At 68.6% G+C, this 24,673-nt stretch carries 24 protein-coding genes; 10 read left to right on the forward strand and 14 right to left on the reverse strand.

Annotated elements, in window-relative coordinates; genetic code table 11:
* The first annotated feature begins 43 nt into the window (after window positions 1–43).
* From EV653_RS36385 to EV653_RS36405, 5 genes are all read left to right on the forward strand, one after another.
* Window positions 44–565 carry a PadR family transcriptional regulator gene (locus EV653_RS36385; RefSeq protein ID WP_134110328.1) on the forward strand — a complete coding sequence of 174 codons (522 nt, stop codon included), beginning with the start codon at window positions 44–46 and terminating at the stop codon, window positions 563–565.
* On the forward strand, window positions 562–1,245 hold the full coding sequence (locus tag EV653_RS36390; protein ID WP_134110330.1) for an ABC transporter ATP-binding protein: 684 nt from the start codon (window positions 562–564) through the stop codon (window positions 1,243–1,245). The genes EV653_RS36385 and EV653_RS36390 overlap by 4 nt, the downstream gene beginning before the upstream one ends.
* On the forward strand, window positions 1,242–2,567 hold the full coding sequence (locus tag EV653_RS36395) for an FtsX-like permease family protein (protein WP_134110332.1): 1,326 nt from the start codon (window positions 1,242–1,244) through the stop codon (window positions 2,565–2,567). The genes EV653_RS36390 and EV653_RS36395 overlap by 4 nt, the downstream gene beginning before the upstream one ends.
* Window positions 2,564–3,184, forward strand: coding sequence for a CDP-alcohol phosphatidyltransferase family protein (locus tag EV653_RS36400; protein ID WP_134110334.1), 621 nt, complete (start codon window positions 2,564–2,566; stop codon window positions 3,182–3,184). The genes EV653_RS36395 and EV653_RS36400 overlap by 4 nt, the downstream gene beginning before the upstream one ends.
* A 79-nt stretch (window positions 3,185–3,263) precedes the next feature.
* On the forward strand, window positions 3,264–3,752 hold the full coding sequence (locus tag EV653_RS36405; protein WP_134110336.1) for a hypothetical protein: 489 nt from the start codon (window positions 3,264–3,266) through the stop codon (window positions 3,750–3,752).
* Here EV653_RS36405 and EV653_RS36410 read toward each other — a convergent pair.
* Together EV653_RS36410 and EV653_RS36415 are read right to left on the reverse strand one after the other, a co-directional pair.
* The gene (locus EV653_RS36410; RefSeq protein WP_134110338.1) at window positions 3,749–4,624 is read right to left on the reverse strand and encodes a phosphoribosylaminoimidazolesuccinocarboxamide synthase; all 876 of its coding nucleotides are present in this window, start codon (window positions 4,622–4,624) and stop codon (window positions 3,749–3,751) included. The genes EV653_RS36405 and EV653_RS36410 overlap by 4 nt on opposite strands.
* A 9-nt stretch (window positions 4,625–4,633) precedes the next feature.
* Entirely contained in the window at window positions 4,634–5,692 is a 1,059-nt protein-coding gene (locus EV653_RS36415) for an FAD-dependent monooxygenase (RefSeq protein ID WP_134110340.1), read from the reverse strand.
* Between the two features lie 53 nt (window positions 5,693–5,745).
* Here EV653_RS36415 and EV653_RS36420 point away from each other — a divergent pair, with 53 nt between their 5' ends.
* The gene (locus EV653_RS36420; protein WP_134110342.1) at window positions 5,746–6,330 is read left to right on the forward strand and encodes a TetR/AcrR family transcriptional regulator; all 585 of its coding nucleotides are present in this window, start codon (window positions 5,746–5,748) and stop codon (window positions 6,328–6,330) included.
* Here EV653_RS36420 and EV653_RS36425 read toward each other — a convergent pair.
* The 8 genes from EV653_RS36425 to EV653_RS36460 form a co-directional block, all read right to left on the reverse strand.
* Window positions 6,314–6,736, reverse strand: a complete 423-nt coding sequence (locus EV653_RS36425; protein ID WP_134110345.1) for a hypothetical protein — start codon at window positions 6,734–6,736, stop codon at window positions 6,314–6,316. The genes EV653_RS36420 and EV653_RS36425 overlap by 17 nt on opposite strands.
* A gap of 571 nt (window positions 6,737–7,307) precedes the next feature.
* On the reverse strand, window positions 7,308–9,347 hold the full coding sequence (locus EV653_RS36430) for an ArnT family glycosyltransferase (RefSeq protein WP_134110347.1): 2,040 nt from the start codon (window positions 9,345–9,347) through the stop codon (window positions 7,308–7,310).
* On the reverse strand, window positions 9,347–10,567 hold the full coding sequence (locus tag EV653_RS36435) for a bifunctional glycosyltransferase family 2/GtrA family protein (RefSeq protein ID WP_134110349.1): 1,221 nt from the start codon (window positions 10,565–10,567) through the stop codon (window positions 9,347–9,349). Before EV653_RS36435 ends, EV653_RS36430 begins: the two co-directional genes overlap by 1 nt.
* Before the next feature lie 63 nt (window positions 10,568–10,630).
* Window positions 10,631–11,023, reverse strand: coding sequence for a hypothetical protein (locus tag EV653_RS36440; protein WP_134110351.1), 393 nt, complete (start codon window positions 11,021–11,023; stop codon window positions 10,631–10,633).
* A 1-nt stretch (window position 11,024) separates the two neighbouring features.
* Entirely contained in the window at window positions 11,025–11,381 is a 357-nt protein-coding gene (locus tag EV653_RS36445) for a hypothetical protein (protein ID WP_134110353.1), read from the reverse strand.
* A gap of 3 nt (window positions 11,382–11,384) precedes the next feature.
* Window positions 11,385–12,812 carry an adenylosuccinate lyase gene (gene purB, locus EV653_RS36450; protein WP_441294989.1) on the reverse strand — a complete coding sequence of 476 codons (1,428 nt, stop codon included), beginning with the start codon at window positions 12,810–12,812 and terminating at the stop codon, window positions 11,385–11,387.
* A 24-nt stretch (window positions 12,813–12,836) separates the two neighbouring features.
* Window positions 12,837–13,451: a hypothetical protein gene (locus EV653_RS36455; RefSeq protein WP_134110357.1), complete on the reverse strand. Its 615-nt coding sequence runs from the start codon at window positions 13,449–13,451 to the stop codon at window positions 12,837–12,839.
* Entirely contained in the window at window positions 13,444–13,932 is a 489-nt protein-coding gene (locus EV653_RS36460) for a SigE family RNA polymerase sigma factor (protein WP_134110359.1), read from the reverse strand. Before EV653_RS36460 ends, EV653_RS36455 begins: the two co-directional genes overlap by 8 nt.
* 73 nt (window positions 13,933–14,005) lie before the next feature.
* Here EV653_RS36460 and EV653_RS36465 point away from each other — a divergent pair, with 73 nt between their 5' ends.
* Window positions 14,006–14,257, forward strand: coding sequence for a TIGR04222 domain-containing membrane protein (locus EV653_RS36465; protein WP_166679674.1), 252 nt, complete (start codon window positions 14,006–14,008; stop codon window positions 14,255–14,257).
* 1 nt (window position 14,258) lies between these two features.
* Here the strand turns inward: EV653_RS36465 and purD are convergent, their stop codons facing one another.
* Window positions 14,259–15,536 (reverse strand): phosphoribosylamine--glycine ligase, encoded by a 1,278-nt coding sequence (gene purD / locus EV653_RS36470; protein ID WP_134110363.1) that lies wholly within the window; start codon window positions 15,534–15,536, stop codon window positions 14,259–14,261.
* Window positions 15,537–15,594: 58 nt separating this feature from the next.
* The gene (locus EV653_RS36475; RefSeq protein ID WP_134110365.1) at window positions 15,595–16,320 is read right to left on the reverse strand and encodes a hypothetical protein; all 726 of its coding nucleotides are present in this window, start codon (window positions 16,318–16,320) and stop codon (window positions 15,595–15,597) included.
* 103 nt (window positions 16,321–16,423) lie between these two features.
* Here EV653_RS36475 and EV653_RS36480 point away from each other — a divergent pair, with 103 nt between their 5' ends.
* The 3 genes from EV653_RS36480 to EV653_RS36490 all read left to right on the forward strand — a co-directional run bounded on the left by EV653_RS36480 (window position 16,424) and on the right by EV653_RS36490 (window position 18,543).
* A complete protein-coding gene (locus tag EV653_RS36480; RefSeq protein WP_134110367.1) occupies window positions 16,424–17,284 on the forward strand; it encodes an alpha/beta fold hydrolase in 861 nt (286 codons plus the stop codon).
* Between the two features lie 131 nt (window positions 17,285–17,415).
* Window positions 17,416–17,787 (forward strand): FKBP-type peptidyl-prolyl cis-trans isomerase, encoded by a 372-nt coding sequence (locus tag EV653_RS36485; RefSeq protein ID WP_134110369.1) that lies wholly within the window; start codon window positions 17,416–17,418, stop codon window positions 17,785–17,787.
* Window positions 17,788–17,898: 111 nt separating this feature from the next.
* Window positions 17,899–18,543, forward strand: coding sequence for a hypothetical protein (locus EV653_RS36490; RefSeq protein ID WP_134110371.1), 645 nt, complete (start codon window positions 17,899–17,901; stop codon window positions 18,541–18,543).
* Here EV653_RS36490 and EV653_RS36495 read toward each other — a convergent pair.
* Together EV653_RS36495 and EV653_RS36500 are read right to left on the reverse strand one after the other, a co-directional pair.
* Window positions 18,500–23,494, reverse strand: coding sequence for an AAA domain-containing protein (locus tag EV653_RS36495; RefSeq protein WP_166679675.1), 4,995 nt, complete (start codon window positions 23,492–23,494; stop codon window positions 18,500–18,502). The genes EV653_RS36490 and EV653_RS36495 overlap by 44 nt on opposite strands.
* The gene (locus EV653_RS36500) at window positions 23,491–24,642 is read right to left on the reverse strand and encodes a M48 family metalloprotease (RefSeq protein ID WP_166679676.1); all 1,152 of its coding nucleotides are present in this window, start codon (window positions 24,640–24,642) and stop codon (window positions 23,491–23,493) included. The genes EV653_RS36495 and EV653_RS36500 overlap by 4 nt, the downstream gene beginning before the upstream one ends.
* Between the last annotated feature and the right edge of the window lie 31 nt (window positions 24,643–24,673).

Here is a 24,673-nt window from a genome sequence, read left to right on the forward strand (position 1 = left end):
GGACTATTCACTGAGTACATACACGCAGTGTATAGTCACCGCTATGGCCACCGCGGAGCTCGTGCTCGGGCTCTTGTCCTCCGGCCCGGCACACGGGTACGACGTGAAGCGCGGCCATGACGCGTGGTTCCCCGACAGCCGCCCACTGGCCTTCGGCCAGGTGTACACGACGCTAGGGCGACTGGAGCGCGACGGACTGGTCGAGGTGGTCGACAAGACATCCGGCGGAGGCCCGGACCGGACCGTCTACGCGCTCACGAGCAAGGGCCGCGACCACCTGGCCGACTGGCTCACCGATCCGGTCCCACCGGCCTGGGGCAGTGCCGACGAGGTACTGCGGAAGCTCGTAGCAGCCATCCGCACCGGCGGGGACGCTGCCGGCTTTCTCGCTCGTCAGCGTGCCAGCCACCTGCGCCGGATCCGCGAACTGCGTGAGACTCCCGCCGACGACGACCCGACCTCACCACTGGTCCGCGAGTACATCGTGGCCCATCTCGACGCCGACCTGCGCTGGCTGGACAGCGCCTTGGACCGCATCTCGGAGCAGAGGGGGGCTCACCAATGAGTGGACAACCGGTGCTGGAGCTGGAGAGCGTCGAGTACTCGTACCGGCGGAACACTGCGCTCCGCGGGGTCAGCCTCGAGCTGAAGCCGGGCGAGGTGGTCGCGGTGACCGGGGCCAGCGGATGCGGCAAGTCCACGCTGCTGCACTGTGCGGCCGGCATCCTCGCTCCGGACGCCGGAGTGGTCCGCGTGGACGGACAGGACCTCTCCGCCCTGCCGGAAGAGCGGCGCGCGGCACTCCGGCGTACGAAGGTCGGCATCGTCCTGCAGTTCGGGCAGCTGGTGCCGGACCTGCCGCTGATCGACAACGTGGCGCTGCCACTCCTCCTGGACGGTCACGAACGTGGCGAAGCCCACGTGGCCGCACGCCACTGGCTGGAGCAGGTGGGGATCGCTGACGACGCCGATGCGGTGCCGTCCGAGCTGTCCGGCGGCCAGACGCAGCGTGCCGCGCTGGCGCGGGCACTGGTCACCGGACCGTCGGTCGTACTCGCGGACGAGCCGACCGGCAGTCTGGACAGTCGCGCCGGCCAGGAGCTGCTCGACGTACTGCTGCAGGCTGCGCGGTACCGCGGCGCCGCACTGCTGATGGTGACGCACGACAACGTCGTCGCGTCCTCGGCGGACCGGGAGATCAGGCTGCGCGACGGCCTGATCCAGCACGAGGTGTCGCTCCGATGACGCTCGAGACGCTTGTGCAGCTGTCCCGCTCGCGGACTCCGGCAGACCGCAGCCGGGTCCAGCTGGCCACCGCGACCCTCGCGCTCAGCGGCGCCCTGTTGCTCGGCGCACTGCGGATCGCACGCCTGGGCAAGGGCGACCTGAGCGAAGGCGTCTACAGCAACTACGTCGCCGAGAGCGGCCTCCGCTCCGGTCTGATCGCGATCCTCATCATTCTCGCCGTACTGACCGGAGGGCTCGCGGTCCAGGCCCTGCGCCTGGGTACGGCGGCACGCGAACGGCGACTGGATGCCCTGCGACTGGCGGGCGCATCGAGGAAGCAGCTGCGTCAGCTGACGGTGACCGACGCAGCGATCGCGGGTCTGGTGGGCGGCCTGCTCTCCGGACCGGCGTACCTGCTGCTCAGCCTGCTCTTCGGCGCACTCCCCCGGATGGCTCGCATCCTGCCGGGTGCGGAGGTGCTGGACTTGGCGCTGTGGATCCCAGTGGTGATCGCCATGACGGCGGCCGGTGCGGTGATCGGCAGTCTGCTGCACCGCGACGGTCCGCTTCCGCCCGCCGCGGAGTCCGCGGCGCACCGTCGTACGGGCATCATCGCTGGGCCGGTGCTGATCGTGCTCGGTCTGCTGACTTCGCGGTACCTGGGCTACATCGCGTCGACGATCGCGCTCGCCGGGATCGCACTACTCTTCCTCAGCATGTCGGCGGTGTGGATCCGCGCCGTCGGTCGGCGGCTGCAGCGGTCGAGCGATCCGGCGTACATGCTGACCGGTCTCCGGCTGGTCACCGACTCGCGTCCGGCGTCCCGCATCTGCATGTTGCTCGGGTGCTGCGGCTTCCTCGCCGGCACCATGGCCAACGCCATCGCCGGCGTCCACGCCGAGAACGACCGGGGTGGCCATGCCGCGTTCTACACCACCGGTTTCGGGCTGACGATCGCCGGCCTCGCCCTGGTCGCGCTGACCGCGATGGCCGGGCTGATCGTCGGCGTCGCGGACCAGTTGGTCGACCAGCGTCGCCAGTTCGCCAGCCTGACCGCGCTGGGCGTGGACCTACCGTTCCTCCGCCGGGTGATCCGCCGTCAGCTGACTGCGGTCGCCGCACCGGCGCTCGCGACCGGCCTGCTGCTGGGGACGCTGATCGGTCTCGGTCGTGTGGTCGGCGGTGCGGTTGATCCATTCGAGCCAGGCACGCTGCTGATCGCGGTGGCCTTGACGGCCGGGGGCTGGGTGCTCGGCCAGCTGGGCGGCACAGCCGCCGGTTACCTTCTCCGCAACCAACTCCGGGACGCACTGGATCCCGAGAATCTGAGGGCCGCATGAGTTCGACCCCTTTAGCGGTCCGGCCCGCGCTGCTGCTGGGCCTGCCGAACCGCGTCACCCTGGTCCGCACCTTGATCGCGATGGCAGTCGCCACGTTCGCGTTCCGTACCGGCGATCTGGCCTGGCTGGTGCTCGGGTACTTCTCGTACTGGTTCGGCGACAGTCTCGACGGCTGGGTGGCTCGCAAGCGGAACGAGGAGTCACTGTCCGGGGCGGTGTTCGACATCGTCTGCGACCGGGCGTGCTCGTTCCTGCTCGCCGCCGCATTCATGGCGACGTACCCGGCCACGATCGGTCCGCTGGCGATCTACCTGGCGCAGTTCGGCGTACTGGACACGATGCTGACGTTCTCGTTCCTGCTCTGGCCGTGGATGCTCAGCCCGAACTACTTCTACAAGGTCGACCGGCCGATCTACCTCTGGAACTGGTCCAAACCCGCCAAGGCGCTGAACACCGGCGCGGTCGTGATCTCACTGGTCGTGGCCGGTCACACCGGCGCGCAGTGGCTACCGTACGCCGTCGCGATCGCGGCGCTGGCGGTCAAGGTGGTCTCGTCGTACCGCCTGGTCATGATCCTGTGCGGCCGCCGGCTCGCCTCCCCGGGGCAGCCACGATGATGGGGTGGACCCTGGTCTACCCCCGAAGGTAGGCCTGAGATACGTGGGAATGGCCGCAATGGCGCATAGCCTCGGAGTCATGTGGGTCTGGCAACTGGTACTCGCGGTGGGCTTCGGCATCGGCTCCGCCGTCGTACCGGTGATGAACGCCGAGGCGTACGTCCTCGCCGTCGGCGCTACCCATGCCCTGAACCCGGTCGTCGCCGCGGCCGGGGTCTCCGTCGGCCAGACCATCGGCAAGGTCGCGATGTTCCTGGCCGTCCGGTACCGGCCCGGCTACGCCGCCCGCAAGACCAAGGAGCCCAAGCCGGTCGACCTGGACACCCGCTGGGGCCGCTTCGTCCAGTGGAACCGCGACCTCACCAAGCGCCTCCTGGACGCGATGAGCGACAGCCGGTGGGGCGTCCCGGTCACGCTGCTGAGCGCCTTCGTCGGCATCCCACCGCTGTACGGCGTAGCGCTGATCGGCGGCGCGTCCCGGATGAGGACCGTCGTTTTCACCCTGTCCGTCCTGGCCGGCCGGGGCGCCCGCTTCATCCTGCTCGCGCTCGGGATCAGCGCGTTCTAGCCCTCGAACTTGCGACCGGTCAGCTGCTCGTAGGCGTTGATGTAGGCCGACCTCGTGCGCTCGACCACCTCGTCGGACAACGGCGGCGGGGCTTCGCCGGACGTCCGGTCCCAGCCCGACTCGAACTGCAGCCAGTCGCGGACGATCTGCTTGTCGTACGACGGCTGCTGCTTGCCCGGCGACCACTGGTCGGCCGGCCAGAAGCGGCTCGAGTCCGGCGTGAGCACCTCGTCGGCGAGCACCAGCGTGCCGTCCGCCCGGTGGCCGAACTCGAACTTGGTGTCGGCCAGGATGATCCCGCGGTCCTCGGCGATCCCCCGCGCCCAGGTGTAGATGTCCAGCGTGGTGTCCCGCAGCGTCGACGCCACGTCCGCGCCGACCGTCGCCGCCACCGCGTCGTACGAAACGTTCTCGTCGTGCTCGCCGAGCTCGGCCTTGGTCGCCGGGGTGAAGATCGGGTCGTCCAGCCGCGAGCCTTCGACCAGCCCGTCCGGCAGCGCGATACCGCAGACGGCGCCGGTGGCGTTGTAGTCGAGCAGGCCCGTGCCGCTCAGGTAGCCGCGGGCGACGCACTCGACCGGGTAGATCGCCAGCTTCTCGCAGACCACAGCACGGCCCGCGACCTCGGCCGGCACGTCGGTGGAGATGATGTGGTTCGGCATGTCCAGCTGCTCGAACCACCACAGGCTCATCGCGGTGAGCACCTTCCCCTTGTCGGGGATCAGGCTCTCCAGGATCCAGTCGAACGCGCTCATCCGGTCGCTCGCCACCATCAGCAGGTCGCCGGAGTCCAGCTCGTACAGGTCCCGGACCTTGCCGGAGTGGATGTGCTTGGCGCCGGGGATCTCCGGCGCCTGCGGCGTTGTGATCACGCCGCGAGCCTACTTGCGGGCGCGCAGTGCCATCAGCTTGCCCCCTAGGCCGAACAGCCCGTCGCGGAGCGAGCACGCCAGCGGATTCTCGACCTGCCCGAGCCGGCCGAGACTGCGGGACCGCTTCACCAGCTTGGTCGTCGCGGGCCGCCGTTCAGCGTCGTACGCCGTGAGCGCCTGGGTGAGCTCGCCGGCGTGAAGGTGTCGCGCTAATGCCCCGGCGTCCTCGATCGCGGAGCAGGCGCCGCGGCCCAGGTTCGGCGTCATCGCGTGGGCGGCATCGCCGAGCAGGACGATCCGGCCCTGGACAAACGGGACCAGCGGCAGCGTCAGGTCGTAGATGTCGTTCTGCAGCACCTTCTCGGTGCTCGCGATCAGCCTCGGGATCGGATCGTGCCAACGCATGAACACGGTCGGCTCGCTGGTCCGGCCGGGCGGCTGGTTCACAGTCCCGTACCAGTAGAAGCGCCCGTCGATCAGTCGCGCGAACCCGAACAGTTGCCCTCGGCCCCAGGTCTCGCCACCACCGTCGTCGATATCCACGTCCGCGATCCCGCGGTACGCCGAGAAACCGGAGTACCGCGGGCCCTTGTACTGCGGGTACAACGCGCCCCGCACCACGCTGCGGATCCCGTCCGCGGCGACCACGAGGTCGGCGTGGAGCTCGCCATTGACCGTGACGCCGTCCTGATCCTGCGTGACGGTTCGTACGTCGTACCCGGTCCGGACCGTGACGGCCGGACCGAACTCGGCGGTGATCAGCTCATGCAACTGCGCGCGGTGGATCATCACCGGCAGCTCGACGCCGAGCTCGGCCGCGGTGACCACCCACCGGCCGTCCGCCTTCCGCATGCCGGCCGGTTTGGACTGCACCGAGGCCTTCTCGACGCCCTTCACCCCGAGCTCCTCGAGCACGGCGACCGCCGACGGCCAGACCGAGATGCCGGCCCCAACCTCGCCCAATTCCGGAGCACGCTCCAGCACCGTGACCTGCCAGCCGCACCGTTGCAGCGCGACAGCAGCCGTAACCCCTCCGATACCCGCCCCGACCACGATCGCCGTACCCATGAACTGGACTCTACATCTGTAGAGTCTGGTTGGGAAGTGCGAGACTGACCGGCGTGACAGGGCCTAAGTCCGTTCCGCGCGGTGCGGATCGCCAGGACGCCATCGCCGACGCTGCGATCCACCTGGTCGCGACCCGCGGTCTGCGCGGGCTGACGCACCGGGCGGTCGACACCGAGGCAGGTCTGCCGCCGGGCTCGACGTCGTACTACCTGCGCACGCGCAACGCCCTGCTGACGGCGTGCGTGCGCCGGATGCTCAGCCGGGACGTGAGCACGATGCCACTGGCCGGCGCGGATCCGGTCGAGTTGATGGTCGGGATGACGGTCGGGCTCGCGAACGATCGGCCGGACGATCTGGTCGCGCGGTACGAGCTGTCGTTGGAGGCGAGTCGTCAGCCCGAGCTGCGGACGGCGATCAACGAGGGTGGGCGCGAGTTGCGGGCGATGCTCGCGCAGTTGCTCGACGGGCTCGGCGTACCCGAACCGGAAGCGGCGGCGTGGCCGGTGGCCGCGATGATGGACGGACTGATGTACGACCGGGTCGCGGGGGCGGGCGCAACGCTCTCACCAGAAGCGTTCGAGGCCGCCGTACGACGCTCTGTCGTGGCGCTGGTCGCCGGCCTCAAAGGCGCTCGGTGAGCGTGACGAAGGTGAAGTAGCAGACGCCGATCAGCATGCCGACGTGGCCGAGCACGGACAGGCCCGCGCCGGAACCCCACGCATCACTCTGCGTGTCCTCGGAATGCTTGCCTCCACTCGGCAACCAACGGGCCAGAAGCAACAATCCGATGACGGTGAGCAACCACCACCCGGTCAGCATCACCAGGGCGATCCCGTGCCGACCGGTGACCAGGGCAACGACCCAGCCGAGCAGGGTGATCACACCGACGACGGTGTGCAACCGCAGCAGGGCAGCAGAAAACCCGTGCCGCCCCGCGCCGTGACCGGTACCGTCCACCACCGTTCCGCCGAGCCGGACGCGCGTGATCAGTACGACGACCGCACCGAGCGCGGTCAGAAACCAGGTGACGTTCGACCATTCCACGCCCCCATCCCTACCCCACCCCGTGGGCCGGTGAACCATTCAGCGTGTCGTCTCATGGCTTGACGATCGTCCAGAAACAGCGCCCGGCGGGCCGAGTGTCCGCTCATTGACCCGCCGGGCGGTCTACGTCACGCAGACCGTCACCCGTTCTGCGTCATGCCCTGTCCTTGCTGAGTTCCCTGGCCTGGAAGGGTTCCTTGCCCTGGCTGGATCCCCTGGCCCGGCGACGTGCCCTGACCGTTGCCCTGTCCCTGGAAACCGCGACCGAAGCCGCCGCCACCAGGCCCGCCGAACTGGTTCTGCTGGGTACTCGTCCCGTCCCACGAGTGACCGACCGCCATCCCCCCAAGGAATGCAAGCACCGCAATCACGGACCCGGCCCCAGCCAACACCGCGCTGCTGGGCCGCTTCCCAGCCGGAGCGGACTGCTGTGAGGGGGTGGAAGCATCCGAGGGGCCGCTCGGTGCCTGCGGAGCAGACCCCGCCTGCACCGCCGGACCCGCGTGCGGCGTACCCGCCTGCGGTGTGGAGGCGGCTTTCGCGGCTTGCCATTGGGCTTCTTGTGTCATATCTATGCTCCTGTTCCGGTGGAGAGGTCGTACACGGTGGTGCTGCCGACGGTCTGGGCGGTGAAGTTCTCCGAGACCCACGTGGAGATCTCGCTCGAGGTCCCGCCCCGGCCGCCGAATCCGCCGCCCATCCCGCCACCACCGACGAAGTAGTGGATCTTGCCTTGGGCAACCAATTGCTCGAACTCGGCCAGTGACGGCGCCGGGTCGGTCCCGTTGAACCCGCCGATCGCCATGATCGGCTCGCCGGACGCGATCTGCAGCGGCGCGGCCCCGTTCGCGGTCACCGCCGCAGCGGCCCAGGTGTACCCCTTCGCCCCTTGCTGCAGCAGCGTCACCAGCTCACTCGAGACCCCACTCGTCCCGCCACCACCAAGGAACCCACCGACGCCACCACCAGGCATTCCGCCTCCAGTAGTGGTCCGGCCCGTCCCCGGCTGCCCCGTCGTACCAGTGCCGGTGCCGGCCCCAGTTCCAGTACCGGTCTGCCCAGGCGGCGTACCCATCCGCCCACCAGGGAAGCCGCCACCGCGTCCGCCGCCCATGCCACCCATCCCGGCAGGACCAGCGGTCGGAATCGCGCCGGCGTGCGCGGTGCTGATGGTGTCCAAGGAGTACGCCGTGGGCCCGGCCAGCGCGCTGAACGTCAGCACCGCGGCAGCCGCAATCCCAGCCCGTCGAGCGGCCGTTCGATGCAGCTTGAGCTCTGGCAACAGCATCACCAGGCCAGCCGCGAGCACGCCCGTGATCAGCACCACCCAACGCAGCCAGGGATGCCAGGTCGGCGTCGCGTTCAGTAACGCGAAGCTCCACCCGGCTGTCAGCAACGCACCACCCGCGAGAGTTGCCCGCGGCAACCACTCGGCGCGGCGCCGCCACAGGACCGACATCGCGCCGCCGATCACCGCGCCGAAGGCCGGCGCCAGGGCGATCATGTAGTACGGATGGATGATGCCCTGCATGTAGCTGAACACCAGCCCGGTGACCACGAGCCACCCGCCCCACAGCAGCGCGAAAGCACGAGTCTTGTCCGTCCGCGGCGCCTTGCCCGCAGCAACGATCAGTACGACGGTGGCCAGCAGCGCGGCCGGCATCAACCAGGAGATCTGCGATCCGAACTCGCCACCGAACAGCCGCTGCAGCCCGGTCGCGCCACCCCAACCCGGATTCCCGACACCGCCGCCGACCGACCCCGACTCGTTGCCGCTCAACCGCCCGAGGCCGTTGTACCCAAGGGTCAGCTCAAGGATGCTGTTGTCGGACGACCCACCGATATACGGTCGTGCAGACGCAGGCAGCAGCTCCACGATCGCGACCCACCAGCCGGCACTCACGATCAATGAGACCGTCGCCAGCAAGAGATGGAGCAGCCGCTTCCCCAGCGCAGGCTTCCCGGCCACGAGATAGGCAATCCCGAACGCCGGCAGGATCAGGAACGCCTGCAGCATCTTCGTCAGGAACCCGAACCCGACCAGCGAACCGGCCAGGATCATCCACCGCGCCGAGTGCTTCACCGAGTCGATCGCCCGCGTCACGGCCCACGCGCCGGCGCACAGCAGCAGGATCAGCAGTGCATCCGGGTTGTTGAACCGGAACATCAGCACCGCGACCGGCGTCGTCGCGAGGATCGCGCCGGCCAGCAGACCGGCGTTCGCGGAGAACCAGCGCCGCACCGACACGTACACGAATCCGACGCTCGCGACGCCCATCAGCGCCTGCGGCACCAGCATGCTCCAGCTGTTGAAGCCGAAGATCCGCGCGGACAACCCCATCACCCACAGCGAGCCCGGAGTCTTGTCCACGGTGATGAAGCTCGACGCGTCGAACGACCCGAAGAACCAGGCCTTCCAGCTCGTCGACCCGGCCTGTACGGCGGCCGCGTAGTACTCGTTGGCGTATCCGTTCTTGGACAATCCCCACAGGTACGCGATCGCGGTCAGCACCAACAGGCCGCCGTACAGGATCTTGTCCCGGCTCAGCGTGTACTGCGTTGTGATCGGGCGAGACCTGGTGGCCTCGACCGGATCAGTCAGCGTGGTCATCAGTTGCTCCGGGTTTGGTCGAGAACCGCTGGGGGTTCAAAGGCGGGCAGGGTAGGCGCGTCATCGTCGAACACCCACGTCTGGAAGAGGCTGAACCGGACCACGGTGGCAGCCAGGTTCGCGATGGTCAGCACAGTGATCTCCACCGCTTGATGCGGTACGGCGATTGCCGTGTGCAACAACCAGAGGGACGCCGCGGTCAAGCTCCAGCCGATGCCGAAGGCAACCAGACCGCGCAGCTGATGCCGCCAACGGCCCTCCACGCCACGTACACCGAAGGTGATCCGGCGGTTCAGCGTGGTGTTGCCGACGGCCGTGATCAGCAGCGCGAGCAGGTTCGCCACCTGCGCCGGCATGCCCTGCCGCAGTACGAGATACAGCAGCGCGTACGCCGCCGTACTCAGCACACCGACCGCGCAGAAGCGCAGTACGCGGGCCGCCATCGCCGTTCGGGGATCGAGGATCCGTGGCCGGCCGTACTTCTGCCGGACCGGCTCGAGGTCGACGCGACTGCGCATCAGCCGAGCGATCCCCCGCAGATCCTCGCCGACCGTCTTCGCGATCGCGACGCGGGAGTCGAGGTCGTCGACCCAATCCACCGGTACTTCGTGGATCCGCAGCCCGGCCTTCTCCGCCAGCACCAGCAGCTCGGTGTCGAAGAACCAACTGATGTCCTCGACCAGCGGCAGCAGCTCGTGCGCCACGTCGGCACGGATCGCCTTGAAGCCGCACTGGGCGTCGGAGAAATGCGCGCTCAAGGTTGCCCGTAGCAACAGGTTGTACGAGCGGGAGATGAACTCGCGCTTCGGCCTCCGGACCACCCGGGAGCTCTTCGCCAATCGGGTGCCGATGGCAACATCACTGTGCCCGGCCAGTAGCGGCGCGACCAGCGGGAGCAGGGCGTTCAGATTGGTGGACAGGTCGACATCCATATAGGCGAGCACCTCTGCGTTGCTCGCGGACCAGACCTGCTTCAGCGCGCGACCGCGCCCGGACTGCTCGAGCCGGACGATCCGGACCCCGGGCAGCTCGCTCGCGAGCAGCAGGCCGAGTTCATAGGTCGCGTCCGTACTTCCGTTGTCCGCGATGCAGACCTCGGCCGGGAACGGGAAAGCGGTGTCGAGGAACTCCCGCAGCCGTCTGATGTTCGGTCCGAGGTCGTGTTCCTCGTTCTTGACGGGTACGACGATCTCGACCCGAGGATGACCTGGAATCTGCATGACACCGATGCTGTCCGGTCAACCTGTGTCAGCCCCTGTGCGTGGCTGGCAGTTTGCTGGCAGCTACCGGGTGCGACGCAGCCAGAGCAGACCGAGCACCGGCAGCACCACCGGTACGAAGCCGTAGCCCTGGCCGAAGTGCGACCACACGGTCGCGTCCGGGAAATCGTCCGGTACGGCGTAGCTGAACGCGCCGATCGCGAGCACACCGATCAGCTCGATCACGATCGCGGTCGTAGCGACCTTGCGGGACACCTTCGTTGCCTTGGCCAGCGCGAACGTCGCCGCGCAGTAGATGATCGCGGCAATGGCCGACAACAGGTACGCGATCGGCGCATCGCTGAACTTCGTCGCGATCTGTACGCCGGCCCGCGCGGTCGCGGCCAGCGCGAACACGCCGTACACCGCGATCAGGATCCGGCCGGGGCCGTGCTTGGTCGCTGCGGGATCGGTCACGTCAGGCCGTCCACACGTCGTACAACCTGAGCTCGAGGATCGGGATCACCACGCAGGCGATGGCCAGCGCGCCGGCGCCCCAGCGGCTGCTCTCCGCCAGCGCCCAGAACGCCCCGATCGGCAGGATGATCAGCGACCCGACCAAGTACCCGATGAAGAACGGCCCGGACACGTCCCGGGTGGTCTGGCTCAGCTGCACGATGCCGACGACCAGCTGTGCCAGCAGGGCGACCTCGATCACCCCGAGCACGCCGAGCAAGGTCCAGTTGATCCGCTTGTCGCGGGCCGCGAGTACGACGGCGAACAGCGCCGCGGCGAGCGACAGCGCGACCAGGAACCAGGTGAGCGGTGCGAACACGGGTTAGAGGATGTCACCCGGCGTGTAGGCGGCCGCCTCCGGGTAGCGCTTCGCGAGATCGTCGATCTTCGCGACGACCGCCCCGACCTGGGCGACGGCCGCACCGGTGAACGTCAACGGCTCGCCGACGATGCCGACGATCTGCTCCTCGGTAAGCCCGAGTCGCCCGTCCACACCGAGCCGGTGGAACAGGTCGTTCCCGGCCAGGCCCTTGCGGAGGTCGAGCGCGGTCGCGACCGCGTGCTCCTTGATCACCTCGTGCGCGGTCTCCCGGCCGACGCCGTTCTTCACGGCGGCCATCAGCACCTTGGTCGTGGTCAGGAACGGCAGGTACCGCTCGAGCTCACGCGCCACGACCGCCGGATACACCCCGAACTCGTCGAGGACGGTCAGGAACGTCTCGAACAGTCCGTCCAGCGCGAAGAACGCGTCCGGCAGCGCAACCCGTCGTACAACGGAACAGAAGACGTCGCCCTCGTTCCACTGGTTGCCGGCCAGCTCGCCGGCCATCGACGCGTATCCGCGGAGGATGACCGCGAGACCGTTGACCCGCTCACAGGACCGGGTGTTCATCTTGTGCGGCATCGCGGAGGAACCGACCTGGCCCTCCTTGAAGCCCTCGGTCACCAGCTCGTGCCCGGCCATCAGCCGGATCGTCGTCGCGAGGCTCGACGGCCCGGCGGCCAGTTGCACCAGCGCGGAGACGACCTCGTAGTCGAGCGACCGCGGGTAGACCTGGCCGACGCTGGTCAGCGTGTGGCTGAAGCCGAGGTGCTGCGCGATCGTGCTTTCGAGCGTGGCGAGCTTCGTCTCGTCACCGCCGAACAGGTCGAGCATGTCCTGCGACGTACCCACCGGGCCCTTGATGCCGCGCAGCGGATACCGCTCGATGAGCTCCTCGATCCGCGCGATCGCGACCAGCAGCTCATCCGCGGCCGATGCGAACCGCTTGCCCAGCGTGGTCGCCTGGGCGGCGACGTTGTGGGAACGACCGGTCATCACCAGCGCCGCGTGCTCGGCCGCCTTTTGACCGAGCTGTACGGCGGTTGCCACCGCGCGGTCCCGGACCAGCTCGAGACCGGCGCGGATCTGGAGTTGCTCGACGTTCTCGGTCAGGTCACGACTCGTCATCCCCTTGTGGATGTGTTCGTGCCCGGCGAGCGCGCTGAACTCCTCGATCCGCGCCTTCACGTCGTGCCGCGTGACCCGCTCCCGGGCCGCGATCGACGCCAGGTCGACCTGGTCGATCACCCGCTCGTAGTCCTCGACGACCCCGTCCGGAACCTCGACCCCGAGCTCCTTCTGGGCCTTCAGCACCGCCACCCAGAGCTTCCGCTCGAGCACGATCTTGTGCTCCGGTGACCACAGCTCCGCCATCGACAGACTGGCGTAGCGCGCGGCGAGAACATTGGGGATCAGGGGCTTGGTCACGAGCCCCATTCTCCCAGACGGCGACTACTTGACGGTCACCAGACCACAGAGCTTGGCGCCGGACAGCGTGCACAGCTGGTAGGAACCGGCCGCGAGCCCCTTCGGCAGCGCCAGCGTGTATGGTCCGGCGCTGGTGTACTGCGGGATCGCGATCCCCGACTCACCCGGGATCACCTTCATCGAGTACGGCGTGGAGGCGTCGCCTGGCACCTTGGCAACGAGCGTGTACAGCGGCACGTCCGGCTTGGCCGCCGACGCGAGGTTGAAGGTCACGTTGCGGACCTGCTTGTCCGGGAACGAGGCGACGACCTGGCCACCGGCGACGAGCGCCTTCGCCGAGGTCAGCGTCAGCGGGCCCGCCTTCACGACGGGCGCCGGGTTCGGCTGCTCGGACACCTGCGGCGGGGCGACCAGGTTGGTCGGGACGGGGCTGTCGGCCACCGGCGCGTTGTGCGCCGGCCGCAGCGTCGGGACGACCGCGACGGCGCCGACCACGACGGCCGCGCCGAGCACGGTCAGGCCGGCGGTCAGGCGGCGCTTGCGGGAACGGGCCGCGGTCAGGACGGAGTCGAAGTCACCGGCGGACTCGGCGGCCTTGCGGTCCGCCAGGGCCTGCAGGTCCTCTTGCAGATCAGGCATGGTCGTCACTCCTCAACAGCAATGAATCGGACAGGGCGTCCCGGGCGCGGGACAGGCGCGACTTGACCGTGCCTTCCGCGATCCCGAGCGTGTCCGCCACCTGAGCCACGCTCAGGTCACAGACGTAATGGAGGACGACGACCTGCCGGGTCGGCATCGGCAGGCCGGCTAGAGCCTGCTCGAGATCACCGGCGTACCTGTCGGCGGGGTCCGGGACGTGTTCGGCCGGCAGCCGGTGGAACAGTTGCGTGAACCGGTTGCCGTCACGGTGCCGGTTCGCGGCCAGCCGCACGGCGACCAGGCGCACCCAGGCCTCCGGTGATTCGTACCGCGAGACCTTCTGCCACCGGGGCACCAGCCGGACGAACGCCTCCTGGACGATGTCTTCCGCCTCGGCTCGCGACCCGGTCAGCAGCGAGATCACGCCGACCAGCCGTGGCTGGTGCGCGCGGTAGAACTCCCGCAGCCCCTCCGTCTCCATGCCCACTAACACCCCCGACCCCTTGATCCGGTTCCATCGGATCGCTGACCCTATCGAAGCTCACTCTGAGTACATGGACAAGCTATCGACGTACGAGGTCGCCTGGCTGGTCGGCGGCGCGGAGCGAGCCGCACTGGTCACCTTCGTGGCGCTGGCCGCGGACGGGCGGCTGGAGATCGCTTACAAGCGGCAGCGGGTAAAGGTGGCCCGCACGGAGTCGACGTACCCGGTCGAGGCCGCCGCCCTTGCCCTGGTCCCGGACAGCGGGCTCGGCGTGACCGAGTTCTCCATCGGGCCGTCTTCTGGCACCTGGACCGCCGGGTAGGTCAGACGGTGATTTCGCCGCGCTCGGCCTTGAGGGCGATGTCGGTGCGGTGCTGGGAACCCTTGATACGGATCTGGCCGACGCCGGCGTACGCGCGTTGGCGGGCCTCGGCGAGGTCCTTGCCGACGGCGCTGACCGCCAGTACGCGGCCTCCGGCCGTGACGAGCTCGTCGTCCTCGAGCGCCGTACCGGCGTGGAAGACGCGTACGTCGTCGCTCTCGGCCTGCTCGACGCCGGCGATCGGGTCGCCCTTGCGCGGGCTGGACGGGTACTTCTTCGCGGCGACGACGACCGCCACCGACGCGGCGTCGCGCCAGCTCAACTCGCCCTGGTCCGCGAGCTTGCCGGTGGCGGCAGCGAGCAGGAGACCGCCGAGCGGCGTCTTCAGCATCGGCAGGAGCGCCTGCGTCTCCGGGTCACCGAAGCGGCAGTTGAACTCGATCACACGGACACCACGTGACGTCAGCGCGAGACCGGCGTACAGGAGACCGCTGAACGGCGTACCGCGATGGCGGAGCTCGTCGATCGTCGGCTGCAGGACCTTCTCGGTGATCTCGGCCACCAGGTCGTCAGGTGCCCACGGCAACGGTGTGTACGCGCCCATGCCGCCGGTGTTGGGACCCTCGTCGTTGTCGCCGAGGCGCTTGAAGTCCTGCGCGGGCTGCATCGGCAACACCGTGGTGCCGTCGGTGATCGCGAACAGCGAGACCTCGGGCCCATCCAGGAACTCCTCGATCAGCACCTGCCCGCACTGGGCCGCGTGGGCGAGCGCCTCCTCGCGGTCCGACGTGACCACAACGCCCTTGCCCGCCGCGAGCCCGTCATCCTTCACGACGTACGGCGGCCCGAACGCGTCGATCGCGGTCGCGGCCTCCTCAGGCGTCGTGCACACGTACGCGCGCCCGGTCGGCACGCTCGCCGCAGCCATCACGTCCTTCGCGAACGCCTTCGAGCCCTCGATCTGCGCCGCCTCGCGGGACGGACCGAACACCGCGATGCCTGCGTCCCGCAGCGGGTCGGCCAAGCCGGCCACCAGCGGCGCCTCCGGACCGACGACGACCAGGTCGGCGTCCAGCTCCTGCGCCAGCGCCAGGACTGCGTCGTGGTCCTCGATATCCACCGACCGGCAAACGATCGTTTGCCCGTCGTGCGCAGGACGCAACGTGGCGATCCCAGGGTTACCCGGCGCCGCCACCACCTGCTCGACCTCGGGGTCCTGGGTCAACGCCCAGGCCAGTGCATGCTCACGACCGCCGGACCCGATCACCAAAACCTTCACGGGCGCTCAGCCTAGCGTGCTCCGACTGCGGTCCGCGTCGTCCTGTCCGGCTGTCTCATCAGTAATGCCAGTAGTAGCGGCCGTCGGCGTTCCAGGTGAGGGGGACGGTGGTGCGGTTGGTGAAAGCCATGCCCAGGCCGCGGGCCAGTTCGACCGTGCGGGTCAGCTGCAGGGAGTACGGGTGATGGTTGTCGTCCCACCACTGTTCGTACTGGGTTATGCAGGTCTGGGAGCTGTAGTACGGGTTGGTGCAGGGGTGGGGCGGGAGCCACTTCTGTAAGTGGCGGAAGTTGACGGTGGTCGATCCGTTGGGCGGCTTGATGGTGCCCGTGGCGTCCAGGCAGTAGCCGGTGGTGGGGATGGTCCATCGGACGTAGTGCTGGCGGCCGCCGTTCGACGGGAGGGGCTGCATGTTGTTGCAGTTCGCGTCGCCGATGGTTTCGCTGGTGACGCGTTGGACCTGGGTCAGTGGGCGGCCGGCGCCGTCGCTGTAGCCGTCGAGGAGGACCCAGTCGCCGTCGTGGATGAAGTGTTCGGCGGATTTCGGCGGCCAGGCGGTCGGGTCGCCCCAGGAGATGTCGGACTCGGTGGCGCTCAGCGGGGTCCAGGCCCATTGCCCGGCAGCGGTCCCGCCCGCGAAGTACTGACCAGCCGACTTCTCGAACATCAGCGAGTACTGCGCATAGGTCTCCGTCGCGGCGTCAGAGCTCCGTGGATCAGCCGCCGCGACCGCCGTCGTCAGTACCGCGGACAGGCCGATCACCAGAGCGAGCGTCTTGATCACGGACGGCAACTTTAGTGCCGATCGGGTTCCGGTTGAGTTCCTGTTCCGTGCAACCGGAGCGGTCTAGGCTCTCGATCACGAGACCGACCGCAGAGGAGCTGTGATGCCAGAGCCTGTGACCCAGACGCTCGACGTGCCCGGAGCCACGCTGACGTACGACGTTCGCGGCGACCTCGCGAACCGCCCGGTGCTGCTGATGATCGGCTCACCGATGGGCGCCAGCGGATTCCCGACCCTGGCCTCGCACTTCGCCGATCGCACCGTCGTCACGTACGACCCTCGCGGCGTCGAGCGGAGCGTCCGCACCGGTGAGATCACCGAACTGTCCCCCGACGACCACGCCGCGGACCTCGCAGCGCTCATCGAGCACCTCGACGTCGGCCCGGTCGACATCTTCGCCAGCAGCGGCGGCGCGGTGAACGCGCTGGCCCTGACCGCGAAGCGTCCCGACCTCATCAACACCCTGGTCGCCCACGAGCCGCCACTGGCCGCGATCCTCCCCGACAGCGAGGCGGCTCTGGCCGCGGTCGCCGACATGTACGCGACGTACCAGCGAGACGGCATGGGCGCCGGCATGGCGAAGTTCATCGCCTTCGTCGGGTACGACGGCGAGGTCCCCGCCGACTACACGCAGCAGCCCGCGCCGGACCCGGCCATGTTCGGCCTCCCCACCGAGGACGACGGCTCCCGCAACGACGCCCTCCTCGGCCAGAACCTTCGCGGCTGTACGTCGTACCGGCCCGACTTCGACGCCCTGGCCAAGGCGAAGGAGCGGATCGTGATCGGTGTCGGTGAGGAGTCGGCGAACCAGATGGCCGCCCGCGGCGGGAAGGCAGTTTCCGAGAAGCTGGGGCTGGACCCCGTCGTGTTCCCGAGCGGCCACGGCGGCTTCCTCGGCAATGAGTACGGTCAGCCGGGCAAGCCGGAGGAGTTCGCCACCACGTTGCGCCAGGTCCTCGGCTGATCGCGCCCAGAGGCCACAACCGGTCCCGACCGGGTGACCGGTTGTGTCCGGCGTTCCGCTAACAGCGGAACGGAGCTGACCTGGAGGGTCCAGCACTCGACGCCGCCGCGGGATCTGCTTAGCTGGAAGGTATGACTGAGAAGCCAGAGATCGACTTTCCGGACGGGCCGCCCCCGGCGGATCTCGAGATCACCGACATCACCGTTGGCGACGGCGACGAGGCGAAGGCCGGTTCGCGGGTCAACGTGCACTACGTGGGCGTGGCCCACTCGACCGGCGAGGAGTTCGACGCGTCGTACAACCGGGGCGCCCCGCTGGCGTTCCAGCTCGGCGTCGGCCAGGTCATCCAGGGCTGGGACACCGGCGTCCAGGGCATGAAGGTCGGCGGCCGCCGCAAGCTGGTCATCCCGCCGCACCTGGGCTACGGCGACCGCGGCGCCGGCAACGCGATCAAGCCGGGCGAGACCCTGATCTTCGTCGTTGACCTCGTCAGCGTCAGCTGAAACCAACGCTGTCCGGGACCCCCGCGACTCCGTCACAATGACGGAGGCGCGGGGGTTCTTCGCGTAGTTGTACTCATCCGCCTCGCCCAGCGGCCCGATTGACTGGGAGGCATGACGACGATGGCTGTGACCACGGTTCCCGGCACGCGGGCCAACTGGCTGCGGTACGCCGCCCTGGCCGCGAAGGTACTGCTCTTCGCATTGTTGCTCTCGGCACTGATCTGGCCGGACCTGAGCGGGATCAAGGGCAAGGCATCGACCGCGCGCCTGGTCGTGTACCCGATCGGCGCGATGGTGCTTCCGCTGTGGTGGTGGGCCTACGGGCGCACCCGCAGCAAACTCCACAGCACGTTCCCATGGCATGCGGACCTGTTGATGACGCTGCCGTGGTTGATCGACCTGATCGGCAACCGGCTCAACCTGTTCGACACCGTCGACTGGTGGGACGACGCGATGCACTTCGTCCTCTGGGGCTTCCTCACCGCGGGTGTTCTGCTGGCCTTCGCACCCCGCGACCTGTCCCGAGGGCTCACCGCCTTCGTGGCGCTGGGCTTCGGCGCCACGGCTGCGGTCGTGTGGGAACTGGGCGAGTACGTCGCGTTCGTTCGCAACTCGCCCGAACTACAGACGGCCTACACCGACACCCTCGGCGACCTCGCCCTCGGCACGATGGGCGCACTGCTCGCCGGACTGATCGTCTATCAGGTCCGCATCAGTCCGACGGGCGATGAAGGGCGTCGACCAGCTGTGAGGTGACCGTCTCCGGCGAGCGGGTCCAGTCGGTGGTCAGGACGTGATGGACTCGCCAGCCCGTGGTTGTCAGAGCGCTGGGGTGAGTGGTCAGTCGTTCCAGCAGGGTGTCGGACGCGACCCGGTCGGGCGTGTCCACGAGTACTGCGAGGCGATGGCCGGCGTCCTCCGGCAACTTGAGCGCCAGGTCGCAACGGAACACCGACTCGCCCACCGCGGTGTCGACCTCGACACCGCGGGCCTCCAGCGCCGCGGCGAGGTGCTCGATCACGGCGCTCGGTCGCGCTGACGCCGGGGCCTTGACGGCGTACGGCGTGAGGGCGGCCTTCGCGGCGACCTGGTCGCCTCGGGAGACCGCGGTGGCGTACGCGAGGAACCGGCGGAGGGTGTTCGCGCCGTCGTTGTAGGTGTTGGTGATCGCCTCGGGTTCGATGCTGCTGACGATCACCATGTGCTCGCGGGCGCGGCTGAAGATGACGTTCAGGCGCTTCTCGCCGCCGGAGGTGTTGATCGGGCCGAAATTCATCAGCATCCGACCGTCCGGTCCAGTGCCGTAGCAGACGCTCATCAGGATGATGTCGCGCTCGTCGCCCTGCACGTTCTCCAGGTTCTTCACGAACAGGCCGGCGTCCTGCTCGCCATGCGTACGCACCTGCTCCGCCTCGTACAGCGCCGCGAACTCCGGGTCTGCCTCCGCCAACTGATCCAGCGCCCGCTCGATCTCACCCTGCTGGGCCTCGGAGAACGCCACGATCCCCAGACTCTTCCCGGTCTGCCGGACCAACGTCTCGCGCACCAAGGCGGCGATCCATCGTGCCTCGGCAGGGTTGGTGCGCCGGACGTACACGCCGTCGACGAGCCGCACCGCCGTGATGCTTCCCGCCAGCATGCTGTCGCAGACCTCGGACACCATCGGGGAGTCGGACCGCACGGTCCACGGCGGCGCGGCATGCGGTGGCAGCCGATCCGGAACCGTCGCGAGCTTGCCCTGGTAGAACGCCGAGTTGCTGAACGAGATCAAAGCTTCCGAACGACTCCGGTAGTGCCAGGTGAGCATCGTCGACGCGAGCCGCAGCGCGCTGATCGAGAGGAAGCTGTCTTCGGTGAGCGCGATCCCGACCTGCTCGGCTGCCTCGTCTTCGACGTCGATTTCTTCGTCTGAGGTCCGCACGCGGAAGTATTGCGTGGGCGGCAGTTGCATCTGGTCGCCGACGACGATCACCTGTGGCGCTCGGTGCAGTGCCGGGATCGCCTCCTCGACCGGGATCTGGCTGGCTTCGTCGTACACGACGACGTCGAATGAAGTTGTCAGAGGCAACGTTTCCGAGACCGAGGACGGACTCATCAGCCAGACCGGCCTGAGGACCGAAACCACCTCGCCGGGCGCGCCGGAGGCGAGGTCGCGGATCGACCGGTACCGCATCACCTTGCCGAACTCGTGTTCCAGCTCCCGGCGACCGGTCGCGAAGGTCTTCTTCCGTTCGCGGTCCTCGGGCGACATCCCGGTGACGCTCTGCTCGGAGTGCGCGACCTCGGCAAGGAAGCGGCGGCGGACCTGGGCGATGACTACCTGGGCGTTGAGCTCGGTCAAGTCGTCGTACACCATGCTCAGTTCGCCGACGATGGCGTCGACTCGAGCGGAGGAAAGCTGCAGGGGTGCGACCGCGCGGGCGCGTTCCCATTCGGCGGCGCAGACGGCGTACTCGAGCTGGTCGGGTGAGGCGTCGAGCTGGCGCAGAGCGGTGAGTACGGACGGCGGGGCGGTGGCGAGGTCGCGCAGTTTGGGACCGACTGCGCGTACGACGGGGCTCTCGGCGACAAGCCGGTCGGCGAGGTCACGGAGGCCGTCGACCGTCAGCGTGTCCCAGTGGTCGGCGAGCAGGTCCTGCGTTGGCTCTTCGGCTTCGTCGAGCGCGTCGGCCAGGCGGGAGAGCTCGGCGGGCGCGCCTTCGCGGAGTACGAACTGCCAGCCGGGCACGGTCTTGCGGGCAGCTGCGAGTTGGTCGATTAGTTCGCGCGGGTCGTCGACAGCCCAGTCGCGACGGGTCTGCTCGGTGTGTCGCTCGACGGCGGCCGAGGCGGATTGCGCGCCGACGAGGTCGGTGAGGGTGTCGGTGATCGATGGTTGTACGGCGCGGCCGGTCGCGTCGAAGCGGGCGCGAACGAGGTTCTTCACCCGGCGCCAATCACCGCTCAGGAAGGAGAAAACCCCACCTTCCTTGCCCTGAGCAACCTTCAACGCCGCCCGCGCATCAGCCGGCGCCAGCGGCTCGCTCCACCCGCCGGCCTCCTTCCAAGCCGCGCCCTCAGCCACGGTCAACCGCTTCCGCTCAGCCCCAGCAGCCGCCAACTCAGCAGCCTCACCGGACCGGGGAACAATCGCCTCCACCCGATCCACAGCCACCAACGGCTCGAGCACCCGGCCAAGCCGAGCCAGCGCCCGAACCTCCCGCACCCCCGACCCTGCCGCCTCCAGCGCTTCCACGGCGGCTGCCACCACGTCCCACCTTGCTCGGAGTTCCCGCGCGTCGGCAGTCAGGTCGGCGCCGTCCCAGCGCTCGGTCGCGACGTAGGCAAGCGAACTTCGCGCCAACACCCCGCCCGTAGAGGGATCCGCCGACGCCAGCTCGCGAGCAACCTCACGCACCGAATCCCGCGCCGCCCACCAATCCCCAACCTCAGGCACCACCGAGTCAGGAGTCCAAGCATGTACGTGCAGTTCGGCCAGGCGGGTGATGAGGTCGCGTAGCCGGGGGTCTCCAGAGGCCAACTGATGTTCGAAGGCGTCGACCGTCGACAACAGACGGTCGACGCGCATAGTCAGCTCGGCGCGGCGGGTGGTTAGCGTGTCCAGGTCGTCCTCGGCCGCTAGCCAGGATTCGTAGGTTTCGCGCAGCCCGTGGACGAACGCCTTCTTGTCACCCTGGGAGTCGTGGATGAGCGCGCACAACCCGTCCAACCGCCGGCTGGCCAACCTCGCGTGCACCACGTCGAGCGCAGCTCGCTTCTGACAAACGAAGAGGACCCGCTTCCCCCGCGCCACGAAGTCGGCGATCAGGTTCGTGATCGTCTGCGACTTCCCCGTCCCAGGCGGACCCTGGATCACGAAGCTCTCGCCCCGCCGCGCACGAGCGATCGCCGCCACCTGTGAACCATCAGCAGGTACGACGAGATGTCGATCAGCCGGCGCCAGCTCAGGCGGAGTACTGCCGATCGGTCGCGGACGATCCGAGAACAGTTGCTCGAAAGACGGCGCCGACTCCCCGCTGGTCAGCAGATCGTCGTAATCGCGGACCAGCCCCAGCGTCCGATAGTTGAAGTTAGCCAGCGAGACCGCGCACAGGTCGACGTCCCACGAGTACGGCCCGCCCTCGGTATCCAGCGAGTACACGTCGGTCTCGAGAGCCCTCGCCGGCCGCGGCGCCTCGCCCAGCGCAATCCCCAACGGCAGCGTCTGCTCCGCGATCTGCGTCCGGTAGATCTGCACACCCAGCGGCTGATAGTCCGCACGCCGATACGAGTACGGGTACTGCTTCCCGCCGAACCCCGTCGCAACGTTCCCGCGCCGCCGCCGGTTGTACGTGCGTAGCCGCGTCATCGCCCGCTGCCGCACCAGGTCGATCCGAGGCTTCTCCCGCAGGTGTAGCTGCAACCCCGGCTCCGTCGCCTGGATCTCCTTCGCCAACCGCTCGTGCAATTCCCGCAGTGCACCCGGCGACGACAGATCGACCGTCTCCGGCAACGTGATCCCGTACAAGACCCGCAAACTGTGTCGCAGCGTCGGGTTGACCTCGGCGATCGGATCGGTGACCCGCAACGTGTACGAATCCCGTACGCCGCGCTTCCGCGTCAGCTCCACCTTCGCCAGCACCAGCGGCGACGCGATCCGCGTATCCCGATCGTTCTTCAAGTCATGCCAGCGCAGGAACGCCGGCACCAACCGCAACTGGTCCTGCCCATAGTCGGCCCGGTCGCGGCGAGCCGTCGAGATCAGCTTGTCCAACGTGTTCGCGGCGTACGGCGCCTCGTCGTACCGGATCCATTTCCCCAGCGGCTGCGCCTTCTTCAGCAACTCGCCCGCGAGGTCGTCCCGCCACGTGAACAGCTGCTCCGAGCGGATCGTCCGTACGTCGAGCATCAGCGGCACCGACACCTCGGTGAGGTTCAGCGTCTGAGCGGTTGGCCGGAAGTTGATCAGCCGATTACGCCGCGACAGGTCGAACAGCCTGTCCCGCAACGCTCCCAAGACGGCCGTACGCCGGTCCGCCGCACCCCGGACGATCGCCTCGACGTCGAAGTCCAACGGCTGATCGCGGTAGTTCTCGAGCTGCTCGATCAGCGAATGCAGGTCCTGCGCGCGCCGGTGCCGGTCCGGCTCGACCATCTGCGCCGCGACCGAGACGATCACCGGATGCAGATCCGGATCGAGCTTGTACAAGTTGCCTCGGGCATCGATCAGCGTGGCGACATCCGCGGTCCGGGACAGGTCGAGGCCGCAGCCGAGCGCGAGCAGCAACTGCCCGAGGCTGAAGATGTCGGTGAGCTGATCGTGGTGGCCGACTACGTGCTCCCAGCTCTGCCAGCCGGCCACCAGCGTCGGGGCAGTGATCGCAGCCGGCACCGGCTCGGGCACGACGGTCTTCTCCTGACCGCCGCTTTCACCCAGATCGATGTCGGACTGCCGGTGCATGACGACCTCGACAGCCGTCGGTCGCGACCCCTGCCGTGCATCGAGCTCACGCACGGCGAGCGTCGGGCGGCCCGCGTCCTCAGGCGCGAAGCCGAGCCGGTTCTGCTCGTCGACGATGATCCGATCCAGACCACGCAACGGCGCGACCAGCCCGCGCTCATGCACTGCGGCTGTCTCGTGGAACAACGGCAGCACGGCGGCCAGCAACGCATCGTTACCCAGCCCGCCCTGGGAGACGGCCAGCGCAACGAGATCCTCAGCGCTCATCCGACCACCTCCGACGCCTGCACGAACCTCGCTCGTTGCTTGTCGCTCCATCCCAGCTCGTCGTCCGCGACGTCGACGTACCCCGGCAGTCCTGAACGCCGCGCGAGCGCCAGTGACGCGACCAGCCCGGCGTCGCCGACATCCGGGTCGGCCGTCGCGAGATCGAGGAGCAGATAACACAGGTACCGCTTCGTCGCCGCTGCCAGCGGTCTTGGTCGCGGCGTCGGGGCCCCATCCACCGGACGCACTGTCAACGGCTCGTCGAACCGCACAGTTCCCGCGGGCTCGCCCGGACTGTCCGCGAACCCGGCAGCCGCCGTCGCCACCGCATCGGTCCGCAGGCCGTCGGTCTGTGCGATCACGCCAGCAAAATCACGGCTGAGCTCGCGCAACACCACAGCGTCGAGGAGATCCGGCGCATCCACGTCGAGCGGCCCGGTCACCAGCTCCTCGACGTACTCACCGTCGGCCCAGTTCTTCAAGGCCCAGGCCCGTCCAACGGCCTCCGGATGTGTGGTCCCGCGACTCCCCGAGCGCAGATCGAGCGACTCCGCCTGGCGCAGGTACGCCGCGGGGTCCGCAGTACTCAGGCCTGTCTCCAGCTTCAGCAGAGCGCGGATCGTCGTACTCAGGTCACCGCACGCCGTGAGCGCGCCACGATCCGCGAACAGCTCTGTCGCCAGAGACCACCGACGATGCGTCTCGAGGTACTGCGAGGGCGTCCGCGCATCACCGGCCGCCGCGTCGAGCAGCCTGTCGACAGCGAGGTACCCGCCGTCCTCGGCCTGCCACAACAACCGGTGCGCGAGCTCATGCCCGATCACCGCCGTCAGCTCGTCCTCGTCCAGCCGATCGAGCAACGGCCCCTGGAAGAGAATGACCGGTCTGACCTGGTGAATGTACGCCGCGTTGGGCTCCCCACTCACCTGGAAATAGTCGATCTCCTCATCGAGCTCCAGCGCTCGCGCCGCCCGCTGTCCGGCCCGGAACACCGACGGATGGGCGTCCGGCTCCAATCGGTACGCGTTCCGCAACAGCACGTCGTCGAGCGAGCCCTCCGGCTCACCGTGCAACGCCGCCCACGCGCGCTCGTCCTGACGGCGCACGACCGCCAGGACAGCTCGGTGATACCCAAGGACGGACAACATGCCGGCAACCATAACCACCCCGACCGACGAA

It is taken from the genome of Kribbella pratensis, assembly GCF_004365355.1.
Lineage (GTDB): Bacteria > Actinomycetota > Actinomycetes > Propionibacteriales > Kribbellaceae > Kribbella.